This is a genomic window from Streptodolium elevatio (assembly GCF_053592165.1).
Window position 1 is genome coordinate 496,494 of the sequence record NZ_JBSFVE010000001.1, and the last position, 24,193, is coordinate 520,686.

A 24,193-nucleotide genomic window follows, 5' to 3' on the forward strand; every position below is an offset into this window, starting at 1 on the left:
TCATTGGTGCTGCCGGAGCCGTACCCCGAGTTGGACACAGCCTCCTGGTAAGACGCGCGGTTTGTCGGAATGGCGGGGTCCCGGTCGGAGACCCCGCCACTCCATTTTGTGGAGGCTCGGGTCAGGGGGTGTGGGTGATCTTTACCGTGGAGACGCGGTGTTGGTCGGTGGTCTCGCCGGTGGCGGCGGTGAAGGCGGGGACGACGCGGGTGGGGAGGGTGACCGGGGTCCGGAGGACTTCGGTGCCGTCGATGCGCACGGTCAGTACGCCGGCGGCCACCGCGACCTCGTAGTGGTGGGTGGCGCGCAGGGACGGTACGGAGGTCGTGGAGGCGGCGTACCGCATCGTGGTCCCTTGGGCCGAGGTCGCGTAGCCGACCCGGTCCGCCGATTTGTGCGTGGTGTTGTCGAAGGTGTCGAACACGACCGCGGGGCCGGTCAGTCCGCTGTAGCCGAGGCCGCCGCCTATTTCGCCGACGCGGGCGCCGGTAGCGGGGTCGAGGAAGGCGAGGGTCATACCGTCGCCGCCCTTGCCGCCGCCGATGGCCGCGTCGAACGACACCTGGAGCGCGGCGGACGGCACCGAGCCGTCGTAGTACAGGGACCCGGCGGCGAACTGCTGGTCGGCGCGGGTGAGTACGGCGGTGCCGGTCGCGGCCGTCGCGGAGCCCTGCGTACGCCAGCGCGGGTCGCCGATGTCGGGGAGTTGCAGGCGCTGTTGGCCGCCCGGCGGCGGGTTCGGGGCGGGCTGCTGCCCGGGCGCCGGGGTGCCGGCGGTCGGCGGGGCGCCCGGAGCGGGCGGTGCGGACGGGCCGGTGGCGCCGGGCGCGGTCGGGGTCGGGGTGGTGGGCGTACCGGGCGGGGGCGTTGAAGCGGCCGGTGCGGAGGGTGCGGGCGAGGGGGACGTGGGGTTGTCCGTGGGCGCGGCCGACGGGTCGGTGCCCGGGGTGCCGGTGACCAGGCCGTTCACCACGAAGGTGGTGATGGACATGCCCGGCAGGAAGGCGCCGATGCCGCCGTCGGCGATGTTGACGCTGCCGCGCTTGGTGGGGCGGTTGACGTCGGTCAGGGCGCCGGAGCTCTGCCACACGTCGACGGATCCGCGCAGCGCGCCCGCGAGTTCGATGCGCGCGGTGCCCTCCGTACCGGTGTTGACGACCACGATGTTGGTGTCGTGGTTGGACGCGTAGACCCGGACGTCCGGGTTGCTGCTGGTGGCTTCGACGACGTCGCGGCCGAAGTGCCGGATGCCGAGGGGGCTTCCGGTGAACATCTCCATGCCGACGTAGCTCGCCTTGGGAGTGCCGTTGGGGCCGAGCAGGCCCATGGCGTCGTTCTTGTCGGCGTACAGCATCGCGGTCGCTCCACGCGTCACGATGCTGCCGAACGCGTTCGCCACCCAGAGGCTGGCGAAGTGCGTGTTGTGCTGCGACTCGTCGCCCCAGTTCATGTTGAACTCGCCGATCTGGAGGCCGACTCCGGGGGCGTCACCGAGCATCGTGCGGAGTTTGTCGAGTTGTTCCGTGTAGCGGATCGAGGAGGCGACGGTCGCGTTCTCGCCGTTGCCCGCGCCGTACGCGTGGAAGTCGACGAAGCTGGCACGCTCCTGCGGGGGAGCCTGGTGGACCGCGCCGTCGACGAAGACCCGCAGCAGGCCCTCGTCGAAGTACGCGGTGGCCGGACCGCCGATCTCCAGCCCCGGTGTCCTCGCCCGCATCTGCGCGGCGATCGTCCGGAATGCCGCGGTGTACTGCTCGGCGGTCATCTTCGACTTGCTGTTCTCGTCCATCTCGTTGCCGATGACGAACCGCTTGACGTGGTGGCCGTACTGGTTGAGGTACCCGAGCACCGCGAGCGCGTCCGCACGGTCGGCGTTGACCACGACCGTGGGCTCCGCGCCGATGGCTTCGATCGCGGACAGCCACTCGTGCCCGGTGATGCCGCGGTCGCCGCCGCCGGCGCCGGAGACGATCTCGCCCCGGTCGTTCGGCGCCAGGTGGACGCGGATGCCGCCGACGCCCAGACCGCGCAGTGCGGCGATGTCGCCCGGGTTCTTCACGACCGGACCGCCGTCCACGGCGAACGTCGAGAACGTCACCCCGAAGTTGCCGGCGGGAGCCTGGCCGACCACTTTGGTGAAGTCGACCGAAAGGACGGTGTCAGGCGCCGCGTTCGCGGTGCCTTGGGTTTGCACATAGACCGTCGCGCCCGCGCACATGGCGAGGACGAGACCCGACCCGAGCACGAGATTACGCTTGGCGGAGAGGAGAACAGAGCCACGGATTCTCACAACAGCCGGTCCCCAGGTAGTCGTCGGCTATTCGCCGGCTACACGTCGCCGATGCGATGGCGGGGTCAGGCTGGCACACGGGTGTTCCGGGAAAGTGAACAGGCCGCGAAGCCGCGCGTTTTGGACAGCGGACCGGCGCGCGGCGTCCGGTCTTCCGCGCGGCGTCAGGCCTTCGGGGTCTCGGCGACCGGGCGGGAGGCGGACCGCAGGACGTTCGCACCGGCGATCAGGCCGAAGGCGAGCAGGGTGACGAGGCCGAACGACACCACCAGCGACGTCGCGTCGGCCACCGCGCCTATCGCGGACGGGGCGATCAGGCCCGAGGTGTAGGTGACGGTGGCGACGCCGGCGATGGCCTGGCTGGTGTTGGGCCCGCCGCTGTGCCCGGCCGCGGCGAAGGCCAGCGGGACGACGACGGCGATGCCGAGGCCCATGCACCCGAAGCCGGCCATCGCGAGCGCGGGGTGCGGGGCGAAGACCACCATCAGGCCGCCGAAGGTGGCGAGGACGCCGCCGGAGCGGACCGTGCGTACCGCGCCGAACCGGTTGACGACGGCGTCGCCGGCCAGCCTGGCCACCGCCATGGTGAGGGCGAAGGCGGTGGTGGACGCGGCGGCGAGGCCCGCGGAGGTGTCGAGTTCGTCCTCCAGGTAGACCGCCGACCAGTCGAGGCTTGCGCCCTCGGCGAAGACCGCGCAGAAGCCGACCGCGCCGATGAGCCACGCCGATTTGGGCGGCAGCGCGAAGTGCGGCGGGGGGTGTTCGTCGGGGGCGGCCTCGACGTTCAGTACCCAGCGGGAGACCACGAGGCCGATTGCGGTGAGGACGACCGCCGCGACGGTGAACTGCGCGCGGGCGTCGACGTCGAGGTGCGCGGCGATGGTGCCGACGCCCGAGCCGATGAGCAGGCCGACGCTCCACATGCCGTGCAGGCTCGACATGATCGACCGGCCGAGGCGGCTCTCGGTCTCGACGCCGATCGCGTTCATGGCGACGTCGGACATGCCCGCGGTGCAGCCGTAGACGAACAGGACCGCGCACAGGGTGTACACGTTGGGGGCGAGCGCGGGCAGGGTCAGTGCCAGCGTCCACAGGGCGAGCAGTCCGCGCATCGCCTTGCGGGCGCCGAAGCGGTGGGTGATGGCCCCGGCCATCGGCATTGCTATCGCGGCGCCGATGGCCGGGAAGGCCAGCGCCAGGCCGAGTTGGCCGGCGCCGACCGAGGCGTGGTCCTGGATCCAGGGAACGCGGGTCGCGAAGTTGCCGGTGACTGCGCCGTGCACACAGAACACCGCCGCGACCGCGTATCGGGCCCGCCGGAGGCTCTGCCGGTCGGTCTCGGTGTCGGCCGACACGAGGCTCATGGCGTTCCCTTTCTCCCTGACCCAGGACTCCTGCGTTAAACTATCAGGAACCCTGCCTGATAGAAATATCTGGAAGGATCCACGTCATGCCGCCCGCCTCACCCAGCACCGCCCGGGCCCTCAACGACCGGCTCGCCCTGCGGCTGCTCCAGCACGAGGGCCCGCTCACCGCGGGCCAGCTCAAGACTCTCACCGGCCTGTCCCGGCCGACCGTCGCCGACCTGGTGGAACGCCTCCAGGGCTCGGGCCTGATCCACGTCGTCGGCGAGGCCGGCGCCGAGCGGCGCGGCCCCAACGCCCGCGTGTACGGGATCGTCGCCGACCAGGCCCACCTCGCGGCGGTCGACGTACGCATGAACAGCGTCGCCGTCGTGGTCGCCGACCTGCTGGGCACCACCCTGGCCGAGGCCGCCGCCCCCATCGACGCGGCGGGCGGCATCGAGAACGCCGTCGGGCAGGCCGTCGGACTGGTCGAACGCACCGCCCGCGAGGCCGGGGCCACCCGCCTGCACAGCGTCGGCGTGGGCGCGCCCGGCCTCGTCGACCCCACGACCGGCGAACTCCGCGACTCCTCCGGCCTCCCCGCGTGGCACCGCCGCCTCGTCGTAGCCCTCCAGGAGCGCCTGCCGGCCACGGTCCTCGTGGCGAACGAGACCAACCTCGCGGCCACCGCCGAGCGCCGCTACGGCGCGGCGCGCGACCACGACACGTTCGTCCTGGTGTGGCTCAGCCTCGGCATCGGCGCGGCGGTCGTGCTGGACGGCAGCGTCCGGCGCGGCGCCTCGGGCGGCGCGGGCGAACTGGGCTTCCTGCCGGTGCCCGGCACCAACGGCCTGCCGTCCGCCGGGTCCTGCGACGGCGGGTTCCACTCACTGTGCGGCAGCCCCGCGATCATGGAACTGGGCGCCGAGCACGGCCTGTCCGTACCCGAAGGCGCCGACCTCCACGAGCCCCCGGCCGCCGCGCTCGTACGTGCGGCCGTCGCGGCAGGCACACCCGGCGCCGACGCCTTCCTCGACGCCCTCGCCACCCGCCTCGCCCTCGGCGCGGCCTCCGTCGCCGCCGTCCTCGACCCCGGCTGCATCGTCCTCGGCGGCGAAACCGGCCACGCGGGCGGTCCCGACCTCGCCGCCCGGGTCCAGGACCGCCTGGCCCCGCTCTCCCCCGTCCGCACCGAGGTCCGCGCCAGCACCCTCGGCGGCGCCGCGATCCTCAGCGGCGCCCTCCTGGCCGCCCAACAGGCCGCCCAGGACGCCCTGTTCCCCTCCGGGACCTGACGCGCCGCGCCCGCTACCCCCTCACGCCACCAACCGCTGCCCGGCGCGCATGTAGCGGTTCGTCACCTGCTTCTGCATCAGCCGCGCGAACGGCGCACCGAGCTTGGACCACCACGTGCCCGGGCGGCTGAACGCGCGTACGACGAACCAGACTTCACCGTCCGCGGCCTTCTCCGCCCAGAACGCCTCCTCACCGCGCTCCGGGTGCCCCGGGAGCGTCCCGTACGCGAAGCCCTTGCGGTCCGGCTCGTCCAGCACGGCAACCACCCGGCACGGCACCGGAACCCGCACCGGTCCCACCCGGGCCCCACAGGTGATGTCCACACCCACCGCGGCCCGATCGGCCCCCGCCCGCACCGTGAGCCCCGCCCCGCGCTGGATCTCCCAGCGCATGACGCCCTCGGCGAGCGCGGCGAAGTCCGCATCCCCGCGCCCGACCCGCACCCGCCGCTCGACATGGTGATACCCGGCCGGCATCTCGTCGGCAAGAGTCGCCCCGACCTCGGAGTACGTCAACGTGGCAGCAGTCATGAACCCATCCTGCCGCCCCGCCATGACCCACTAGGTCAAACGGGTGATGCAGACAAGTTCCTCGGCGCACGCCACGGCAGTCGTAGTCTGATGGCGTTCGTCGCGACGGAGGAGGGCATATGACCGTCATGGTCGAACGCAGTGTGAACATCCCCGAGCTCCTCGATGGCATCCGCGCACCAGACGGTTGGCGAGTCGAGTTCGTCGAGGGGGAAATCACCGTGTCACCGCCGGCCGGGGGGCCGCACAATGTCATCGCGAACGTGATCACGAGGGAGTTCAACTGGCACTTCCGCACCGCGGGAGTCGCCTATGAAGCGAACATGTGCTTCGGCCACTGCAATACCGTGTTGTGCGGCGACGAGGAGAAGGGCGATCACGTGATCCCGGACGTGGCGGTCGCTACGCGTCCGTTCACCGCCGCCGAGCTCAAGGCTTCCGACCGGCACTCCGGTTGGGTTTCGTGCGCCGCATTGGATCTCGTGGTGGAAGTCACCAGCGGCAACCGCACGGCGGACACCGTGGCCAAGGTCAGGGCGTACGGCCGCATGGGCATCCCGAGTTACCTTCTCGTGGACCGCCGGGACCGGGTCACGATCCTGTTCACCGAGCCCACGGGCGACGTCGTCGACCCCGGATACACCGCCAAGCAGATCTTCGCCTTCGGTGACGAAGTCACTCTTCCCGGGCCTTACCCCGTGCTCGACACCAAGGGCTGGTACTGACCCCGGCGTTCGTACGCGTGTGCCCGGTGGTTCGAGGAATCACCGGGCACTCGTGCGGGCTGCTACCGGGTCACTCCCACTCGATGGTGCCCGGGGGCTTGCTCGTGACGTCGAGGGCCACGCGGTTGACCTCGCGGACCTCGTTGGTGATGCGGTTGGAGATGCGGGCGAGCAGGTCGTACGGGAGACGCGACCAGTCGGCGGTCATGGCGTCCTCGGAGGAGACCGGGCGCAGCACGATCGGGTGGCCGTAGGTGCGGCCGTCGCCCTGCACGCCGACGGAGCGTACATCTGCCAGCAGGACCACGGGGCACTGCCAGATCTCGCGGTCGAGCCCCGCGCGGGAGAGTTCCTCGCGGGCGATGGCGTCGGCCTCGCGCAGCGTTTCGAGGCGGTCGGCGGTCACCTCGCCGATGATGCGGATGCCCAGGCCGGGGCCGGGGAAGGGCTGGCGCCAGACGATCTCGGAGGGCAGGCCCAGTTCCTCGCCGACCGCGCGCACCTCGTCCTTGAACAGCTTGCGCAGCGGCTCGATGAGCTGGAACTGCAGGTCCTCGGGCAGGCCGCCGACGTTGTGGTGCGACTTGATGTTGGCGGTGCCGGTGCCGCCGCCGGACTCGACGACGTCCGGGTAGAGGGTGCCCTGCACGAGGAACTCGACCTGCTCGCCGTGCGCGTCGGCCTCGGCGACGACCTCGGCGGCGGCCTGTTCGAAGACGCGGATGAACTCGCGGCCGATGATCTTGCGCTTCTCCTCGGGGTCGGTGACCCCCGCAAGGGCGTTGAGGAAGCGCTCCTGGGCGTCGACGACCTTGAGGGACACGCCCGTCGAGGCGACGTAGTCGCGCTCGACCTGCTCGGCCTCGCCCTTGCGCAGCAGGCCGTGGTCGACGAAGACGCAGGTCAGCTTGTCGCCGACGGCCTTCTGGACGAGCGCCGCGGCGACCGCGGAGTCGACGCCGCCGGACAGCCCGCAGATGACGTGCTTGTCGCCGACCCGCTCGCGGATGTCCGCGACCTGCTCGTCGATGACGTTGGCCATCGTCCAGTCGGCCCGCAGGCCCGCGCCGGCGTGCAGGAAGCGCTCCAGGAGCCGCTGGCCGTGCTTCGAGTGCAGGACCTCGGGGTGGTACTGGACGCCGTACAGCTTGCGGTCGTCGTCCTCGAACGCGGCGACCGGGGCGCCGTCGGTGGTGGCGGTGACCGCGAAGCCCTCGGGGGCACGGTCGACCGAGTCGCCGTGCGACATCCACACCGACTGGGCGATCGGCTGGCCCTCGAACAGCGTCGAGCCGGTGTCGGTGACCTTGAGGTCGGTCGCGCCGAACTCGGCGAGGCCGGTCTTGGCGACGTTGCCGCCGAGTGCGCGGGCCATCGCCTGGAAGCCGTAGCAGATGCCGAAGACCGGGACGCCGGCCTCGAACAGCGCGGCGTCGACGCCGGGGGCGCCGTCCGCGTACACCGACGACGGGCCGCCGGAGAGGATGATCGCGGACGGCTTCTTCGCCAGGATCTCGTCGGCCGGCATGGTGTGCGGGACGATCTCGCTGTAGACGCGGGCCTCACGAACCCGTCGGGCGATCAGTTGCGCGTACTGGGCACCGAAGTCGACGACGAGAACGGTTTCGGTACCGGTCGCGTCCGGACTGGTCGAGGTCACGGAGGGCCTTCCGAGGAGTGCGGGGGTTGCCTCGATTCTACGGGCCCGCGACCGCCGGTCCGCCGGGGCACCGGGGACGGCGTCCGCGGCGGGCGCCGGATGCCCGCGAAGCGGAACGCACATCTCGACATACGGAAAGCGCCCGCGTGGTCGTCGGAGACTCGGCATACTGGCGGACATGTTCAGGACGGCAGACGTCTTTACCTATGGCTCCGGGGACCCCGGCGCCATCGCTGCTGCCTGAACGACCTCAGGCTTCATCGGCGCCCCGGGTTCTCGGAACCCGGGGCGTCTGCCGTCTCCGGGTATGCGAGCAGCCGGTACGCCTCGACCCAGGAGACCACCGTGACCCACACCCAGCCCCCGAGCGCCGTCGCCCCGAACTCCCCCGCAACCGCTCCGGACCAGGTCATCGCGGACACGCGCGCCCGCATCGACGACCTCGACCGGCGCATCATCGCGCTGATCACCGAACGGGTGGCGCTGTCGCAGGAGGTGCAGCGCACCCGGATCGCGGCGGGCGGCCGCCGCGTGCAGCTCACCCGCGAGATGGACGTCATCGCCCGCTACCGCGAGGCGCTCGACAAGCCGGGTACGGAGGTCGCGATGGCGCTCCTGGAACTGTGCCGCGGCCGCATCTGAGGCGCGGGGCGGTCGGGCTGAACGCCGTGTGGGGCATCGAGTCGGGCGCGGCCGGAAAGCCGGTCCGAAGATCGGCGGGAGAGCCGAGCTGACGTCCTCTCAGAGGGCGACTCGGCAGGAGATCGGCCCGCACGTCACCCGAAAGGGGACGTTCTCCGACCCGTCGGCGTAACCTCCCCGCGCCGCCCGTCGTTGTGCCTGCTGACCAGCCCGCCCGTGCGGCGGCTCTGGTGCAGGATCGTCGGCGCGATGAGGCATGTCGTATGCGGCTGCCGTGGGACCTCGCGTCGGCGCCGTGACCGGGACGCAGGGGACAGCAAACCGGTCACGACCCCGCCGGCGGCCGGTGTCGGGGACGCCCGACATCGGCCGCCGAGCCAAGGCGGCAGCGTGCCTCGTACAGCGTGCCGAAGAAGGGCACGCGTCGCGGTTGCCGACGCGGTACGGCACGGCAGTTCGCACCGAATCGTCACGCTCCGCCCGGAGATCACACACTATCTGCAATCAGGCCGGACGCGGGCGCTTCGGCACTCCGGCGCGCGACACGGGCACGCGACGCCGTCGCGAGCGCGTCCCGGCAGCGTCACCGGAACACGACACCGGCAGGCGTCAGCGCACGCCGAACGACTTCATGATCCGCAACGACAGCGTGAGCGACCGGGCCCACTGCTCGTCCGTCATGCCGAACGGCGCCGCGATCGGGATCACCCGCTGCGTGGCCACGGTCTGCGCCTCGGTGAACTTGGTGATGCCCTCGATGCCGTGCCGCCGGCCGAGGCCGGAGTCGCCCATTCCGCCCATGGGTGCGCCCGCGCTGCCGTAGGAGGCCGCGTACCCCTCGTTGACGTTGACGCTGCCCGCGCGCAGCCGCTGCGCGATCCGGGCGCCGCGCCGGGTGTCGCGGGTCCAGACGCTGGCGTTGAGGCCGTACGCGGTCGCATTCGCGCGTGCAACGGCGTCGTCGACGTCCGTGAACGGGTAGACCGCGACGACCGGCCCGAACGTCTCCTCCGCACACACCGCCATGCCGGGCGTGACGTCCTGCAGCACGGTCGGCTCGTAGAAGAGCGGGCCGATGTCGGGGCGCGGACGGCCGCCGGTCAGCACCTTGGCGCCGTGCTCGCGGGCGTCCTCGACGTGGCGCGTCACGTTGTCGAGCTGGCGGCGCGACACGAGGGAGCCCATGTCGGCGTCCCAGCCGTAGCCCGGCGCGAGGCGCATCGCCTCGACGCGCGCGAGGAAGCGTTCGAGGAACTGGTCCTGGATGTCGGCGTGCACGTACATGCGCTCGATCGACACGCACAGCTGGCCGGCCGACGAGAAGCACGCGCGGACGGCCCCCTCGGCGGCGCGTTCGAGGTCGGCGTCCGGCAGCACGATCATGGCGTTCTTGCCGCCGAGTTCGAGGGACGCGCCGACCAGCCGCGCGGCGGCGCGCTGCGCTACCTCGCGCCCGGTACGCGTCGAGCCGGTGAAGCACACGTAGTCCGCGCGGTCGACGACGGCCGGGCCGATGACCGGGCCGTCGCCGATGACGATCTGCCACAGGTCCTCGGGCAGGCCGCACTCGGTCAGGACGTCGAGCGCCCACAGCGCGGTCAGCGCGGTCTGCGTGTCGGGCTTCATGACGACCGCGTTGCCGGCCACCATCGCCGGGATCGCGTCGCCGATCGACAGCGCCAGCGGGTAGTTCCACGGGGAGACGAGGCCGACGACGCCCTTGGGGTGGCGTACCTCGACGGCCTTGGTCAGCACCGGCAGGGCGCCCGCGCGCCGGCGCGAACGCAGGTAGCCGCGCGCCCGGCGCCCGTAGTGGCGGCAGCAGAGGGCGACTTCGAGGACTTCCTCGAACGCGTGCTTGCGGACCTTGCCGGTCTCGGTCTGGATGATGTCGAGGATCTCGTCCTGGCGTTCCAGCAGCCGGTCGTGGAAGCGCAGGAAGACGGCGGCGCGCTCGGCGACCGGGCGCTCCGCCCAGCGCTCCTGGGCGGAGCGCGCCCGCGTGTACGCCAGCGCGACGTCCTCGTCCGTGGACTCCGGCAGCTCGGCGACGGCCGCACCGGTGAACGGCGCCCGGGTGGTGACCCTGGTCGGGACGGGACCGGCCACGACGCGCCGCAGCAGGCGGTCGACCGGGAGCCGGGGGTGGGCAGCGGGGATCGCGTCGCGGGCTGTGTCGGTCATGCGCCCAGACTAAGCCGGGCTACTTTGCGGTAACAAGGGCACGCCGACACAGCCGCCGACACAGCCCACGACGCGACCGACGACACGGCCGCGGGCGGCCGGGGCCGGACGCGCGGCCGAGAGTCCCGGGGCGGGTCAGCCCTCGCGGAAGTGCGTCACCACGTTGTCGAAGACCGCCTTCGCGGCCGGCCAGTCCGTTTCGAACGATGCCACGTAGATCGAGAAGTCGGTGCCCTGCGCGGTACGGATTCCCAGGTCGATGGCATGGCTGGGGCGCAGGCTGCCGCCGTCCGGGTCGAACGGGTTGCCGGACCAGGTGAACTCCCACACGGCCGCTTCCCAACCGGGCACGTCGGTGGGGTAGTCGTCGAGCTGAAGGGTCTGGTACTGCTGCTTCTTCGTCGCGAAGTCGGCGTCGATCGCCCGGAAGTTGTCGAGCGGGTGCACGCCCCCGTTGTCCACGCCGATGCGCAGGAACGTCTTGCCGCGCGGGTCCTTGTAGTCGATCTGGCTGCCGCTCTGCGAGCGCTTCCAGCCGTCCGGGACGAACAGCGCGAAGCCGGCGGGGTCGCGGGTCCAGGTGTAGCCGGGGACGCGCGCGGGCGCCGCGGTGTTCGACGACGCGCCGGTGGGCGGGGTCAGCCCGGGTTGTGCCGCAGTGCCGGAGGGCGGGGTGAGCCCCGGTTTTGTCGCGGTGCCGGTGGGCGGCGCGCTCGGCGCCGCGGGGTCGGTCGGCGGGAGGACGGCGGGCTGGCCCTGGCCGCCGGCCGTCGCCGAGTTGGTGCCGCCAGTGGCGGTGTTGTCCTTGCCCTTGTCGTCGCCGTTGCCGATGACGACGACCGTCACGACGACCGCCGCGATGACGGCGACGACGAGCGCGACGACGCCGAGAATCATGGGCTTGCGCGACGCCCGGGGGCCGGGCGCGGCGGACACGACGGTTCCGGGTCCGGCCCCGCCGCCGGTGCTTCCGCCGCTGCCCGCCTCGGACGGGGAGGCCGCGTATTGGGGTGGGGGCCAGGACGCCTCGGGGCTGGGCGAAGTTCCGTACGGAGCCTGGGCGTTCGCGGCGTACGTGGGGGCCGCGTACGTGGGGGCCGCGTGCGTGCCTGCCGCGTGCGTGCCTGCCGCGTGGGTGCCCGCGGCAGGGGTGCCCACCGAGGGGACGTACGTCGGCGGCGCGGGCGGTCCGGGCACCCCAGGGCCGGAGCCGAAACCCGGACCGGATCCCGGAGCAGATCCCGGGCCGGAGTCGGCCCGCGAGGTCACGGTGGCGGACTCGGACGGCCCCGCGGCGGCGTGCGTACCCGATGCCGAAGGCAGGTGCGGCGGGACGGCGTTGGGGTGCGCCTGCGTCAGGTCGCCGCGGACGACGCCGCGCAGCAGGCGGTCGAGTTCCTTGTCGGTGAGGCGGTGCGCGGGGTCCTTGACCAGCAGGCCTTCGATGACCGGCAGCAGCACGCCCGCGCGGCGCGGCGGGTCGGGCTCTTCGAGGAGGATCGAGTTGAGCGTGCTGATCATGGTGGGCCGGTCGAAGGGGTTGCGGCCCTCGACGGCCATGTAGAGGACGAGCCCGAGCGACCACAGGTCGGCGGCGAGGCTGGGGCGCAGCCCCTGCGCGCGTTCCGGGGCGAGGAAGTTCGGGGAGCCGATGAGCATGCCGGTCGCGGTGAGCGTCTGTGCGCCGGTCTCGGTGGCTATGCCGAAGTCGGTGAGGACGACGCGCCCGCTCGCGGTCACGAGGATGTTGGCCGGCTTGACGTCGCGGTGCAGAACGCCCTTTTCCTGGGCGGCCAGGAGCGCGTCGAGGACCTTGAGCCCGATCTCGGCCGCCTCGACAGGCGAGAGGGTCCCGCGGTGCTTGAGGATGTCGGCGAGCGAGTCGGCGTGCACCAACTCCATGACGATCCACGGGATGCCGCCGTCCTCGACGACGTCGTGGATGGTGATGACGTTCTCGTGCGTGATGCGCGCCGCGGTGCGGGCCTCGCGGAGGGTGCGCTGCTGCTGGATCTCGCGTTCCTCGTCGTCGAGGTGGCCCGGCATGCGCAGTTCCTTGACCGCGACGTCCCGGTGCAGCATCTCGTCGACCGCGTGCCAGACGGTTCCCATGCCGCCGCGCCCGAGAACGCTCGCAAGCCGGTAGCGTCCCGCGACGAGCCGCGTCCCGCCGCCGGGTGTGGCACCTCCGGGCGCCGCCCCGTCCGCCATGGTTCGGTTCCTCCCCGCTGGTCCGGTGGCCGACCTCCCCCGTCGGTCCACCGGTGAAGTGTCATTCGCGGTCTCAGCCTAGGCCCTGCCGTCCCGCCGCCGCGGCCGGGCACGGACGGACCGCGGGTGCGGCCGCGCACGGCAGGGCAGGCACCCGCCCATCACCTGACAAAGCCCCGCCAACGGAGCCGCGCGGCCCGGCCAACGGCAGGGCGGGCGCCGCCGACACCCCGGCACGGCGCCGCCGACGCCCCGGCGTCAGTTGCCTCCGCCCTGGGCTGCTCCCGTCGGCGTGGGTTCGTCGGTCGGTCGGTGCGTGGTCGGGCTCGTCGTGGTCGGCTTCGTGGTCGTCGGCCTGGTGGTGGTCGTGGTCGGACGGGTCGTCGTGGTCGTCGGCGGCCGCGTCGTCGTCGGCGGGCGCGTGGTGCGCTTGGTCGTCGGCGCCGTGTACTCCGGCGTGTCCGAGTCCGTGCCGGTGTCCCCATCGGTCGGTGCGGTCGCGGTCGGCGCCTGTGTCGTCTCCGGTGCCGACGGCGACAGCCCCACCCCCGCCCCGCCCGCGGGACCGCTGTTCGTCACCCCCGGGTTGCCGGGCGGCTTGTCCTTCTGGTCGCCGAACGCCGCGGGTATCACCCAGAACGCGGTGGCGACCGCGGCCGCGACCAGGCCCGCGAGCACCGCGTACAGTCCCTTCGGCCGGCGCCGCGGCGGGTACGCCCCGCCCAGCGGCTCCGGCCGCGTCCCGCTCGGCCCGAGACCTCCGGAGCCGTGGCCGGTGCCGCTGCCCGGGCCGGTCGGCATGCCGCCGAACCCGCTTCCGGTACCGCCGCCTTCGCCGGTCCCGTGGAACCCGCCGATCGCGAACGGCGCCGGGGTGTCCGGCGAACGCGGGTGCCCCGCACCGCCGGTACGCGACTCCTCCGCCTGCCCGTGCACGCTCCCCGGCGGCCAGTCGGCCCAGCCGCCGGACTCGCGGGAGGCGGCGTAGCCGGCCGCCGCGCCCGCACCGGCACCCGCGGCGGCGCCGTACGCCGCGCCGCGCGCCTCCGGTCCGTGCCGGTACCCGTCCTGTCCCGGACCCACGGTCGGGCCGTGCGGCCCGTAGGGATCCTCGACCGTCCCCTGCGTGTCGGAACCGACCGGACCGGTCGGCGGCGCCGGGATCGGCGGCTGCATCGCGGACGCGGTGAGCGAACCCACCGCCGCCCCGGACGCCGCCGTGGGGGCCTGCCCGGCACCGTGCTGCTTCCCCTTCAACGCGGCGCCGAGCAGGAGTTCGGTGGCCTCTTCGTCGGGCCGGTCGCCCGGCTCCTTGCGGAGCAGGGCCTCGATCGCGGGCGCGAGCGGCCCCGCGTACGCCATGGGCTCCGGCTCGTCCTGGAGCACCGCGGTCAGCGTCTCGATCGCCGATCCGCGCTGGAACGGCGAACGGCCCTCCAGCGCCTGGTACAGCGTCACGCCGAGCGACCACAGGTCGGACGCCGGTCCGGGGCTGCGGCCCAGCACCCGTTCCGGGGCCAGGTATTCCGGCGAGCCGATGAGCATGCCGGTCGCCGTCAGCGTCGCGGAGCCGAGCACGGTCGCGATGCCGAAGTCGGTCAGGACGACGCGGCCGCCCTCGGCGATCAGGATGTTGCTCGGCTTGACGTCGCGGTGCAGGACGTCGGCCGCGCGCGCGGCCCGCAGTGCGGCCAGCACCTTGAGACCGATCTCCGCGGCCTCGGCCGCGCCGAGGCGTCCCTCCTGCGCGATGACGTCGTCGAGCGCCTTCGCCCGCACGAGTTCCATGACGATCCACGGCCGGCCGCCGTCCTCGACGACGTCGTAGATCGTCACCACGTTCGGGTGCACGACCCGGGCCGCGGCCCGGGCCTCACGCATCGCCCGCTCGCGCCGGACCTCCTGCTCCCCCTCGTCGAGGTCGTCCGGGATCCGCACCTCCTTGACGGCCACGTCGCGGCGCAGCAGTTCGTCGGCCGCCCGCCACACCGTGCCCATGCCCCCGCGGCCCAGCGACTCGCCGAGCCGGTACCTACCGTTCACCACGCGGCCTGCTGTTCCGCCGCTCGCCTCCGTCACGGGTCCCTCCCCATCGGACCGTGGAGCCGTCGTCCCCCCGAACGACAACGTACGGAGACACCTCCCCGTTCAAGACGCGCGCAACCGGATCCGGACCCGCCCGTGACGGAACCGGCACAGAGGATCTGAGGTCAACTGGTTGGTGTGAAGCTGGACTTCGCCGCGTCGAACACGTCACGCACGATCACCGTCGCGCTGACGGGGCCGGAGACCCAGAAGTCGTACATGCGGACGCCGTCGGTGTAGCGGAGGTTCACCGACCGGCGCGGCGTACCCGAGTCGTTCCAGGTGAACTCCCAGAGGCAGCCGGGCATGCCGTTGTGGGTGCTCACGGCGAGCTGCATGCGCACGTAGCCGGGGTACGCCGCGGTCGCCGACGAACCGGTGCCGCCCGCGTCCTGGGCGGCGAGGTCGGCGCACGGGTCGCCGGAGGTGTCCACCGGGTCGAGGCGCAGGCCGAGCCGCGTGACGTTGCCGGGCGACCGGTAGAACACCCGGTCGCCGTCCGTGTGCGGGCCGGACCAGCCGTCCGGCACCAGGACGCTGAACCCCGGATCGGCCACCCGGTGGTACCCGGGGCGCGTGACCGAGCCGGTGCCGCCGGGCGGGATGGCGGGCGGCGTACTCACGGGATCCGCCGGGCCCTGGCCGCCGCCCGCCTTGGGCGCGGAATCCACCAGGCCGTCCGGGTCGCCGTCGGCCGGGTCGCCGGCTCTGCCCGACGCGGCCGCCGATGCGCCCCGGCCCTCGTCCGAGCGGTCGTTCCGGCTGTCACCGACGAGCTTGACGCCGGTGCCGGCCGCCGCCGCGATCAGCAGCAGGGCCAGCGCCGACACCATCAGCCGGGTACGCCGTGCCGTGCCCTGTGCCCCCACCTGCGCCCCCACCCGCGGCGGTACGGCGGGTACCGGGGGCGGGCCACCCACGGGGGCGGGTCGGCCATGATCACCGTTCGGGGCGGCGTACCAGTCGATCTGTTCGACGGCCGAAGCCGTGACCGCTTCTTCCGGAGGCATGCCGGACGGCCCGGGCAGGTCGGCGTCCTCGTCGACCCGTTCGGCGGAAGCGGCTTCGGGGCAGCCGTCCGGCCCGCCGAACCCCGCCTCCGCGAGCATGCGCAACGCGCCGTCCGCCGTCAGGCGCCGGTCCGGATCGGGCTCCAGCAGCCCGGCCAGCACTCCGGCGAGCGGCCCCGCGTGCCGGGGCGGGTCGAACGTCCCGTCCAACACCGCCTGCAGCGTGGCGAATTCACCGTTGCGACGGAAGGGCGAGCGGCCTTCGAGCATCTCGTACATGGTCGCGCCGAGGGACCACAGGTCGGAGGCCGGCCCCGGGCGGAGCCCCTGCGCGCGCTCCGGCGCCATGTACTCCAACGTGCCGATGGTCGTGCCCGTCGCGGTGATCGTCGTCGTCCCGACGAGCGTCGCGATGCCGAAGTCGGTGAGGACCGCGCGGCCGTCGTTCGACAGGAGCACGTTGCCGGGCTTGACGTCGCGGTGCACGACCGAGGCGGCGTGCACGGCCCGGAGCGCTTCGAGGAGTTGCCGGGTGAAGCGGGCGGCGTCGCGTGCCGGGAGGCGGCCCTCGTCGAGGTCGTCCGCGAGGGTGCGGCCGACGACCAGTTCCATGATGATCCACGGGCGGCCGTCGTCCTCGACGACGTCGTGGACGCCGACCACGTTGGGGTGCGAGACGAGTGCCGCGGCCCGGACCTCCCGCATGGCGCGGGCCGAGCGCCGGGCGCGCTCCTCGTCGTCGAGATCGTCGGGTACGCGCAGTTCCTTCATCGCCACGACCCGGTCCAGCACCGTGTCGTACGCGCGCCACACCGTCCCCATGCCGCCCCGGCCCAGCATCTCCGCCGGCCGGTAGCGTCCCGCGACCGTCCGGTCGCCGGTCGGACCACCCGTCATGCCGATTCCTGCCCCGCTCGTGACCGTCCCCGGCGGCCACCGTACTCACATCAGCCACACAAGCGCCGCACAACTGTGCAGGAACAGGACGGCATCCGGGCGGCAACGGGCACCAAGCGGTCAGCGCACGATCGAGAGGTTGTCCTTGGCGTGCTCGAAGTAGGCGCCGGCCGTCGGCCACAGTTCCTCGCGGCAGCGCACGGTCATCCAGTAACGCACGCCGTCGGCGGTCCGGACGACCAGGTCCTTGCCGTGGAAGGACGCGCCTTCGGGGCCGCGCCACACGTACTCCCACTCGGCGGCGTCGTGGCCCCGGTAGTCCATCGAGGCCAGCTCGACGCGCCGATAGCCCTCGCTGTCGCGGTAGTCGCGCGAGGCGAGCGTGCCGTGCTCGCGGTGCAGCACCGACTCCTCGGGCGGCATGACGATGCCGCGGTCGACGGTGACGGTCACCGAGATCAGGCGGTCCGGGTCGTAGACCGACAGGCCGGCCTCGGTCGGCGTGCAGCTCCAGCCCTCCGGGACGGGCAGCGCGAACCCGAGCCCCGATCCGGTGCGCAGCCGCCGCAGCACCGCCCCGTCGATCAGCGGGCCGAGCACCAGGCAGCCCCCGACCAGGGCGAGCACCCAGACCAGGTCCGGTTCGATGTCGAGCAGTTGCAGCGCGCCGCCGCCGATGACGCCGGCGAGCATCGCGGCCGGGACCGATCTGGACAACCTTCGGTGCGGCAGGACGAGCCACACGCCGAGGACGGCCGCGAGCAGCGAGATGGTGTACATCCCGGCCCATGTGCCGTAATTGGCCAGCCACTTCGCCATGGCGGCGCTGACGATCGCGACGATGACCAGGACCGTGGCCCAGTGCCGGATCCACCAGCGCGGCCAGCGGCGGTAGCGGGCGCGGAAGCCGCCGCCGCGACGGGCGCGGGCCCGGGCCCGCCGCCCCGGCTTGCGTTCCGATGCCTCGGTGCCGGTGCCGGTGCCGGTGCCGACGCCGGGGTCGTCGACGTCGGCGGCCGGGACGGTCTCGCCGGTGCGGGTGCGTTGGACCCGCATGTTGGTCTGGGTGACATCGGCACGCGGTCCGTCGTGCGCCGCGTCGGCGGCGGGTCCGCTCCCGGCGGTGGCGCCCGTACGGGTCCCCTTGCCCGTCCCGGCCCCTGCGCCCACGCCGGCCCCGGTGCCCGTGCCCGTGCCGGTCCCCGGCGCGGTGCCGGTGTCGGTACTGCTCCCGGCCCCGGCGGCGGTGCCCGTCCCGAGTGCGCTCCCCCGGCCGGTACGCCCGGTGGCATGACCGCGCCGGGCCGCCGGGTCGGTGACCGAGTGCCGTACGCCCGTACCGCCGCCGTTCGACGACGCGTCGCGCCCGGCCGTACCCGGGTGCAGCGCGTGGCGCCGCGCGGCGGGGTGCCGGGCTCGCCCCGGAAACGTGCGCGCTCCGCCGGGCGCCCCGGCGGATGACGCCGCGGGAGCCGCCTCGGCCGCCTCGATCAGGCGTTCGCGCAGCAGCGGCGACGCGGCGCGGGCGGTGGGGTCCTGCACGAGGACGGACCGCAGCGCGGGCATCAGCACCCCGGCGTGGTCCAGGTCGGGAAAGCGCGCCGTGGCGACCGCGGCCAGCGTGGCGGCGTGCGTGGCGCGGCGGTACGCGGGCCGGCCCTCGACCGCCTCGTACAGCGTCACGCCGAGCGACCACAGGTCGGCCGGCGGTCCCGGCATCTGCCCGTCCACCTGCTCGGGAGCCAGGTACTCGGGCGAGCCGACCAGGGCGCCGACCTGGGTGAGGGTGGCGCTGTCCTCGACCGAGGCGACGCCGAAGTCGGTGAGCACCACGCGTCCGTTGCGGGCCAGCAGCACGTTGGCGGGCTTGACGTCGCGGTGCAGCACGCCGGCCTCGTGGGCGGCGTCGAGCGCGGACAGCAGGCGCAGGCCCATCTCGGCGACCTGGCCGGGCGGCAGCGGGCCGTCCTTCTCGATCTCCTGGGCGAGCGAGAGGCCGCGGACCAGCTCCATGACGATCCAGGGGCGGCCGTCCTCCTCGACGACATCGAAGATCGTGACGACGTTGGGGTGGTCGATGCGCGCCGCGGCGCGCGCCTCGCGCAGCATGCGGGCGCACAGCGTGCCGCGCTCGTCGTCGTCGACGTGGGCCGGGACCCTGAGTTCCTTGACCGCGACGTGCCGGTCGAGGACCTCGTCGAGCGCACTCCACACCGTGCCCATGCCGCCGCGTCCGAGGCGTTCCCGCAGCCGGTACCGGCCCGCGAGCACGCGCCCGTCGGACTCGGGGTCGGTCATGCGCGTCTCCTGTGGTGGTTTGCGCGGCTCTTCCAGTCAACCACCCCCGCGGGCGGTTGGCGGGCTGCTCCCACCCGCAATTCCCGCCAAAACCCCTGACAGTTCGTCAGGTCGGCACCGCCCGAGCGGCACCGCCGAGCGGCATGGCCCGTCGGCATGGCCCGAACGGCACAGCCCGATTAACACGCCCGATCGACGCGGCACGAGTGGCACCGCCGGGGGTGCGGCGCTCTCACGCCAGCGGCACGACTTCCTCCGCGCCCATCCGCACCGCGTCGGCCGTACGGTCGTCCGGCTGCTCCTGCGACTCGCGCTCGGCCTCGACGCGCTTGAGGTAGTAGTCCACCTCGCGGCGCACCTGCTCCTCCGTCCAGCCCAGCGCGGGGGCCATCAGGCGCGCGCACTCCTCGGCGACGCGCACGCCGCGGTCGAACGTCTCGATCGAGATCCGCGTGCGGCGGTCCAGCACGTCGTCCAGGTGCAGCGCGCCCTCGTGGGTGCAGGCGTACACGACCTCGGCGCGCAGGTAGTCGTCGGCGCCGTCGAGCGGCTGGCCGAGCGCCGCGTCGCCGTCGACGATGGCCAGCACCTCGTCGACGAGCGACCCGTACCGGTTCAGGAGGTGCTCGACCCGTGCCACGTGCAGCCCGCTGCGCGCGGCGATCGCGGTACGCGCGTTCCACAGCGCGTGGTACCCCTCGGCCCCGGCCAACGGCACCGTCTCCGTGCAACTGGCCGCCACCTTGCGGTCCAGACCGTGCACGGCCGCATCGACCGCGTCGGCGGCCATCACGCGGTACGTCGTGTACTTGCCGCCCGCAACGACCACCAGCCCCGGGACCGGATGGGCCACGGTGTGCTCGCGTGACAGCTGGCTGGTCGCGTCCGACTCGCCGCGCAGCAGGGGACGCAGGCCCGCGTACACTCCCTCGACGTCCTCGCGGCTGAGCGGCACGGCGAGCACCGCGTTGACGCGCTCCAGCAGGTATTCGATGTCGGTGCGGCTCGCCGCGGGGTGCGACTTGTCGAGGTCCCAGTCAGTGTCGGTGGTGCCGATGATCCAATGCCGGCCCCACGGGATCACGAACAGCACGGACTTCTCGGTGCGCAGGATCAGGCCGGTCGAGGAGTGGATGCGGTCCTTGGGCACGACCAGATGAATGCCCTTGGACGCGCGCACGTGGAACTGCCCGCGCTCGCCGACCATCGCCTGCGTCTCGTCGGTCCACACGCCGGTCGCGTTGACCACCTGCCGGGCACGGATGTCGTACGTGCGGCCCTGCTCGACGTCCCGCACGTGCACGCCGACCACGCGCTCGCCCTCGCGCAGGAAGCCGGTCACCGTCGCGCGGGAGGCGACGTGCGCGCCGTAGCCGGCGGCGGTGCGGACCAGCGTCATGGTGTGCCGTGCGTCGTCCACCTGGGCGTCGTAGTACTGCACGGCGCCGACGAGGGAGTCCTTGCGCAGCGCGGGGGCCAGTCGCAGCGCGCGTCGGCGGGAGAGGTGGCGGTGGCCCGGCAGCCCGCGGGTGTGGCCGGAGGACATGCCCATCGTGTCGTAGAGCGCGACGCCCGAGCCGACGTACGCCCGTTCCCACGCGTGGTGTTGCAGCGGGTACAGGAACGGCACCGGGCGGACCAGGTGCGGCGCGAGGCGCTGGACCATGAGGCCGCGCTCGCGCAGGGCCTCGCGCACCAGCGCGAAGTCCAGCATCTCCAGATAGCGCAGGCCGCCGTGGATGAGCTTGCTGGAGCGGCTGGAGGTGCCCGAGGCCCAGTCGCGCGCCTCCACCAGGCCCACACTCAGGCCGCGCGTGACGGCGTCGAGGGCGGTCCCCGCGCCGACCACGCCCCCGCCGACCACGACGACGTCCAGTTCCGCCTCGGACATCCGGTACAGCGCGTCCTCGCGCGCCCGCAACCCCAACGCCGTCGTCCTCAACGCGTCGTCACCCGCTCCCGTTCGTCGTCGTGCGCACCCGTCGGGCGCGTGCCGTGCCACTGGGCACGTCCCCGATGCATGTCCCCGATCATCACCCGCGCGCGCCTTTGCCGCGCGGAGGCGGCACCGCAGGTGCGCCCCGCCCGTGCCGCGGGCGCCCGTACCCGCGGTCCTCTATACCCCGGTCGGGTGAACTTCCCGTGAGCCGCGCAGTACCGTCGGACGACGGCCAGCGAGAGCACCGCCACCGAGAGCGAGGACCCGTGACCGCCGCGGCAACCCCGGCAGGAACGCCCGGCTCCCCGGAACCGGGGTGGCCCGGGCAACCCGGCGAGCCCCTCGGCAGGCGCCCGCTGATCGTGTGCGACCTCGACGGGACGCTGCTGCGGCCCGACGCGACCGCCTCGGCCTACACGCGGCGCACCCTCAACCGCCTGGCCGCCGCAGGGGTGGCGCTGACCATCGCGACCGCACGCGGGATGCCGTCGATCCGCGCCCTGCTCGCGGGTGTCGAACTTCCGCTTCCGGTCGTGGAGTTGGGTGGGAGCTACATCTCCGACGCGGTTACCGGGGAGCACTTCGTCAACCATACGCTCGACCGTGAGGTGACCGTCGCACTCGTCGACGCGCTGGCGGTCTCGGGCATCGAGCCGACGCTGACGAGTTGGGACGGGACGGCCGACCACGTGGACTTCGGGGAACTCGGCAACGACAGCGTGCGGTGGTTCCACGACGAGAAGGCCGCGCTCGGCGACCCGCGGCTGCGGTACTGCCCGGACTTCCGGGCGCTGGCGAGGTCCGCCCAGGTGGTGCTGGTACGCCTGGCCGCGCCGCACGACGACGCCGAACGGGTCGGCAAGCTGATCGCCGCGGCATGCGGCGACCGGGCCGCGGTGCTGGCGATCAGGAACGACTACTGCCCGGGGTGGACGGAGTTCAGCGTGACCGCGCCCACCGCCGACAAGGGCACGGCGGTACGCGGCTTGCGCGAGCGCCTGGGGCACACCGGGCCGCTGGTGGTGTGCGGGGACCACCTCAACGACCTGTCGATGTTCGCGGTCGCGACCGCGCCCCAGGACAGGCGGATCGTGCCGTCCGGCGCACACCCCGACGTACTGGCCCTCGCCACGGATGTGACCGATCCGAGCGACGCGGACGGAGTGGCCCGGTACTTGGCGTCCGCGTACCTGGCGGAGATCGCGGAGGGCTAGGCGCGGCGGACCGCCCTCCCGCCCCGGACCGCGTCCCGCCTGGCAAGGTGGCCCTCTGCGCAGTCACGAACATTTCCGGAGAGTGGTGCATGAACGGGGACGCGGCGAACAGCCGGCGCGTCGGCGACGGCCGTTTCGAACTCGTCGAACGCCTCGGCAGAGGCGCCATGGGCACGGTCTGGCGCGCCGTGGACACCACGCTGCACCGCGAGGTGGCCATCAAGGAGGTCCGCGTCCGCGAGGACGCCCCGGCCGACCAGATCGCCCTTCTGCACGCCCGCGTCCTGCGCGAGGCGCAGGCCCTCGCCCGCCTCCGCAACCCGCACGTGGCGACCGTGCACCAGATCGTCGACGACGAGCCGTTCCCGTGGATCGTCATGGAGCTGGTCCCCGGACAGCCGCTCACCTCGCTGCTCGCCGAGGGCACGCTCACGCCGCACGACGCCGCCGACGTCGCGGCCGACATCCTCGAAGCGCTGACCGCCGCACACGACGCGGGCGTCCTGCACCGCGACGTCAAGCCCGCGAACGTCCTGATCCGCCCCGACGGCGCCGCCGTCCTCGTCGACTTCGGCATCGCCGCCGTCGAGGGCACCGCCACGGTCACCGGAACCGGCTCCTTCGTCGGCACGATCGAGTACATAGCGCCCGAGCGCACGGAAGGCCGCCGCCCGACGCCCGCGTCCGACCTGTGGTCGCTCGGCGTCCTGCTGTACGTCGCCGTCGAGGGCTACAGCCCGTTCCGCCGCCCGAACGACTGGGCGACCATCACCGCGATCGTCAACGACCCGCACGCACCGCCGCGCAGGGCGGGCGAACTCACCGACGTGATCGACGCGTTGCTCGCCAAGGACCCGCGGCACCGCCCCACCGCCGCCGAGTTGGCGCCGCGGCTCGCCGCGATCGCGGGGCGTACCGCGGGTGCGGCGGGTCCGGCAGGTCCGGCAGGCACAGCGGGTACGGCTCCGTCGGGCGGCACACGCGAAGTCCCGGACGCCGTCGAACCGAGTGCCGACCCGATTGCGGCCACCGGGACGCCCGCCGCGCCCCGGCCCGACGTACTCCCCACGGTCACCGGCGGTCCACCGCCCGGCCCCGGCACACCGCCCGGCAACGGCACCCTGCCGGGCGGCGGCACCACCGCGCCCCGGGACCCCGCGCCGCCGCGACCGGGCCGGGTCCGGCGCATCATCCTCGCGGTGGCCGTCGGGGCGGTCCTCGCCGGCGGCGGCACAGCCGCCGGCCTGATGCTGGCCGACGGTGACGACGAGGGCGCGAAGTCCCAGGGCCCGCCCACCCCGACGGCGCCCGGAACAAGCTCCGGCTCGGCACCTTCGGCACCCCCGTCGTCCCGGACGTCGCCCGCACCGGTCCCCGATTCGCGGCCGGCCGTCCCCGAGGGCTTCAAGCGGCAGACCGACACCGAGGGCATCGAGGTCGCGGTCCCGGCGAACTGGCGGCTCGGCCGGGACGACTCGGGAGACATCGCGTACAAGTCGCCCGACGGCCGCTACCTCATCGTCGTACGCGCGCTCCGCGGCGACACCGCGGACCCCTTCGCCGAGCAGTCGGCCTCCGCGACCGAGACCAAGGCCTCGCCGTCCTACCCCGGCTATGAGCAACTGACGCTCTCCCGCCGGAGCGACCCGGGAGACAGCGCCGCCGTGTGGGACTACCGATACCGGGCGCCGGACGGCCCGCGCGCGGTCCGGGACATCCGATGGCGGAGCGGCGACAACAGCTACAACCTGTGGGTGGTCGGTCCCGAGACGGACGACTGGTCCCAGTACGAGGACCTGCTCGACGTCGCCGTCGAACAGTTCCGGGACACCCGGGCCGGCTGACCCGCGCCGACTGACCCGGACC

General features: G+C 73.3%; 15 protein-coding genes. 5 read left to right on the forward strand and 10 right to left on the reverse strand.

Annotated elements, in window-relative coordinates; all coding sequences use genetic code 11:
- Nucleotides 1-121: 121 nt before the first annotated feature.
- Together ACWD12_RS02140 and ACWD12_RS02145 are read right to left on the reverse strand one after the other, a co-directional pair.
- Entirely contained in the window at nt 122-2,245 is a 2,124-nt protein-coding gene (locus ACWD12_RS02140; RefSeq protein WP_450097944.1) for a hypothetical protein, read from the reverse strand.
- 209 nt (nt 2,246-2,454) lie between these two features.
- Nucleotides 2,455-3,654, reverse strand: a complete 1,200-nt coding sequence (locus ACWD12_RS02145; RefSeq protein WP_450097945.1) for an MFS transporter — start codon at nt 3,652-3,654, stop codon at nt 2,455-2,457.
- An 86-nt stretch (nt 3,655-3,740) separates the two neighbouring features.
- On the opposite strand from ACWD12_RS02145, the gene ACWD12_RS02150 reads away from it, so the two are divergent.
- The gene (locus ACWD12_RS02150; RefSeq protein WP_450097946.1) at nt 3,741-4,931 is read left to right on the forward strand and encodes an ROK family transcriptional regulator; all 1,191 of its coding nucleotides are present in this window, start codon (nt 3,741-3,743) and stop codon (nt 4,929-4,931) included.
- 21 nt (nt 4,932-4,952) lie between these two features.
- On the opposite strand, the gene ACWD12_RS02155 is transcribed toward ACWD12_RS02150, so the two are convergent.
- Nucleotides 4,953-5,462 (reverse strand): DUF1990 family protein, encoded by a 510-nt coding sequence (locus tag ACWD12_RS02155; RefSeq protein WP_450097947.1) that lies wholly within the window; start codon nt 5,460-5,462, stop codon nt 4,953-4,955.
- A gap of 119 nt (nt 5,463-5,581) precedes the next feature.
- Here ACWD12_RS02155 and ACWD12_RS02160 point away from each other — a divergent pair, with 119 nt between their 5' ends.
- Nucleotides 5,582-6,187, forward strand: a complete 606-nt coding sequence (locus ACWD12_RS02160) for a Uma2 family endonuclease (protein WP_450097948.1) — start codon at nt 5,582-5,584, stop codon at nt 6,185-6,187.
- A gap of 70 nt (nt 6,188-6,257) precedes the next feature.
- Here ACWD12_RS02160 and guaA read toward each other — a convergent pair whose 3' ends face one another.
- Nucleotides 6,258-7,847: a glutamine-hydrolyzing GMP synthase gene (gene guaA, locus ACWD12_RS02165; protein ID WP_450097949.1), complete on the reverse strand. Its 1,590-nt coding sequence runs from the start codon at nt 7,845-7,847 to the stop codon at nt 6,258-6,260.
- Nucleotides 7,848-8,192: 345 nt separating this feature from the next.
- Between guaA and ACWD12_RS02170 the strand changes: the two genes are divergently transcribed.
- Nucleotides 8,193-8,489 carry a chorismate mutase gene (locus tag ACWD12_RS02170; protein WP_450097950.1) on the forward strand — a complete coding sequence of 99 codons (297 nt, stop codon included), beginning with the start codon at nt 8,193-8,195 and terminating at the stop codon, nt 8,487-8,489.
- Nucleotides 8,490-9,098: 609 nt separating this feature from the next.
- On the opposite strand, the gene ACWD12_RS02175 is transcribed toward ACWD12_RS02170, so the two are convergent.
- The 6 genes from ACWD12_RS02175 to ACWD12_RS02200 form a co-directional block, all read right to left on the reverse strand.
- Nucleotides 9,099-10,673 carry a succinic semialdehyde dehydrogenase gene (locus ACWD12_RS02175; protein ID WP_450097951.1) on the reverse strand — a complete coding sequence of 525 codons (1,575 nt, stop codon included), beginning with the start codon at nt 10,671-10,673 and terminating at the stop codon, nt 9,099-9,101.
- Nucleotides 10,674-10,808: 135 nt separating this feature from the next.
- Nucleotides 10,809-12,884, reverse strand: coding sequence for a protein kinase domain-containing protein (locus ACWD12_RS02180; protein WP_450097952.1), 2,076 nt, complete (start codon nt 12,882-12,884; stop codon nt 10,809-10,811).
- Between the two features lie 258 nt (nt 12,885-13,142).
- Complete coding sequence (locus ACWD12_RS02185) at nt 13,143-14,963, reverse strand: serine/threonine-protein kinase (protein WP_450097953.1); 1,821 nt, start codon at nt 14,961-14,963, stop codon at nt 13,143-13,145.
- 131 nt (nt 14,964-15,094) lie between these two features.
- A complete protein-coding gene (locus tag ACWD12_RS02190) occupies nt 15,095-16,876 on the reverse strand; it encodes a serine/threonine-protein kinase (RefSeq protein WP_450097954.1) in 1,782 nt (593 codons plus the stop codon).
- Between the two features lie 120 nt (nt 16,877-16,996).
- A complete protein-coding gene (locus ACWD12_RS02195; protein ID WP_450097955.1) occupies nt 16,997-19,174 on the reverse strand; it encodes a serine/threonine-protein kinase in 2,178 nt (725 codons plus the stop codon).
- 232 nt (nt 19,175-19,406) lie between these two features.
- Nucleotides 19,407-21,116, reverse strand: coding sequence for a glycerol-3-phosphate dehydrogenase/oxidase (locus tag ACWD12_RS02200; RefSeq protein ID WP_450097956.1), 1,710 nt, complete (start codon nt 21,114-21,116; stop codon nt 19,407-19,409).
- A gap of 263 nt (nt 21,117-21,379) precedes the next feature.
- Between ACWD12_RS02200 and ACWD12_RS02205 the strand changes: the two genes are divergently transcribed.
- Nucleotides 21,380-22,327, forward strand: a complete 948-nt coding sequence (locus tag ACWD12_RS02205; protein WP_450097957.1) for an HAD family hydrolase — start codon at nt 21,380-21,382, stop codon at nt 22,325-22,327.
- 89 nt (nt 22,328-22,416) lie between these two features.
- On the forward strand, nt 22,417-24,171 hold the full coding sequence (locus tag ACWD12_RS02210) for a serine/threonine-protein kinase (protein ID WP_450097958.1): 1,755 nt from the start codon (nt 22,417-22,419) through the stop codon (nt 24,169-24,171).
- Nucleotides 24,172-24,193: the final 22 nt, after the last annotated feature.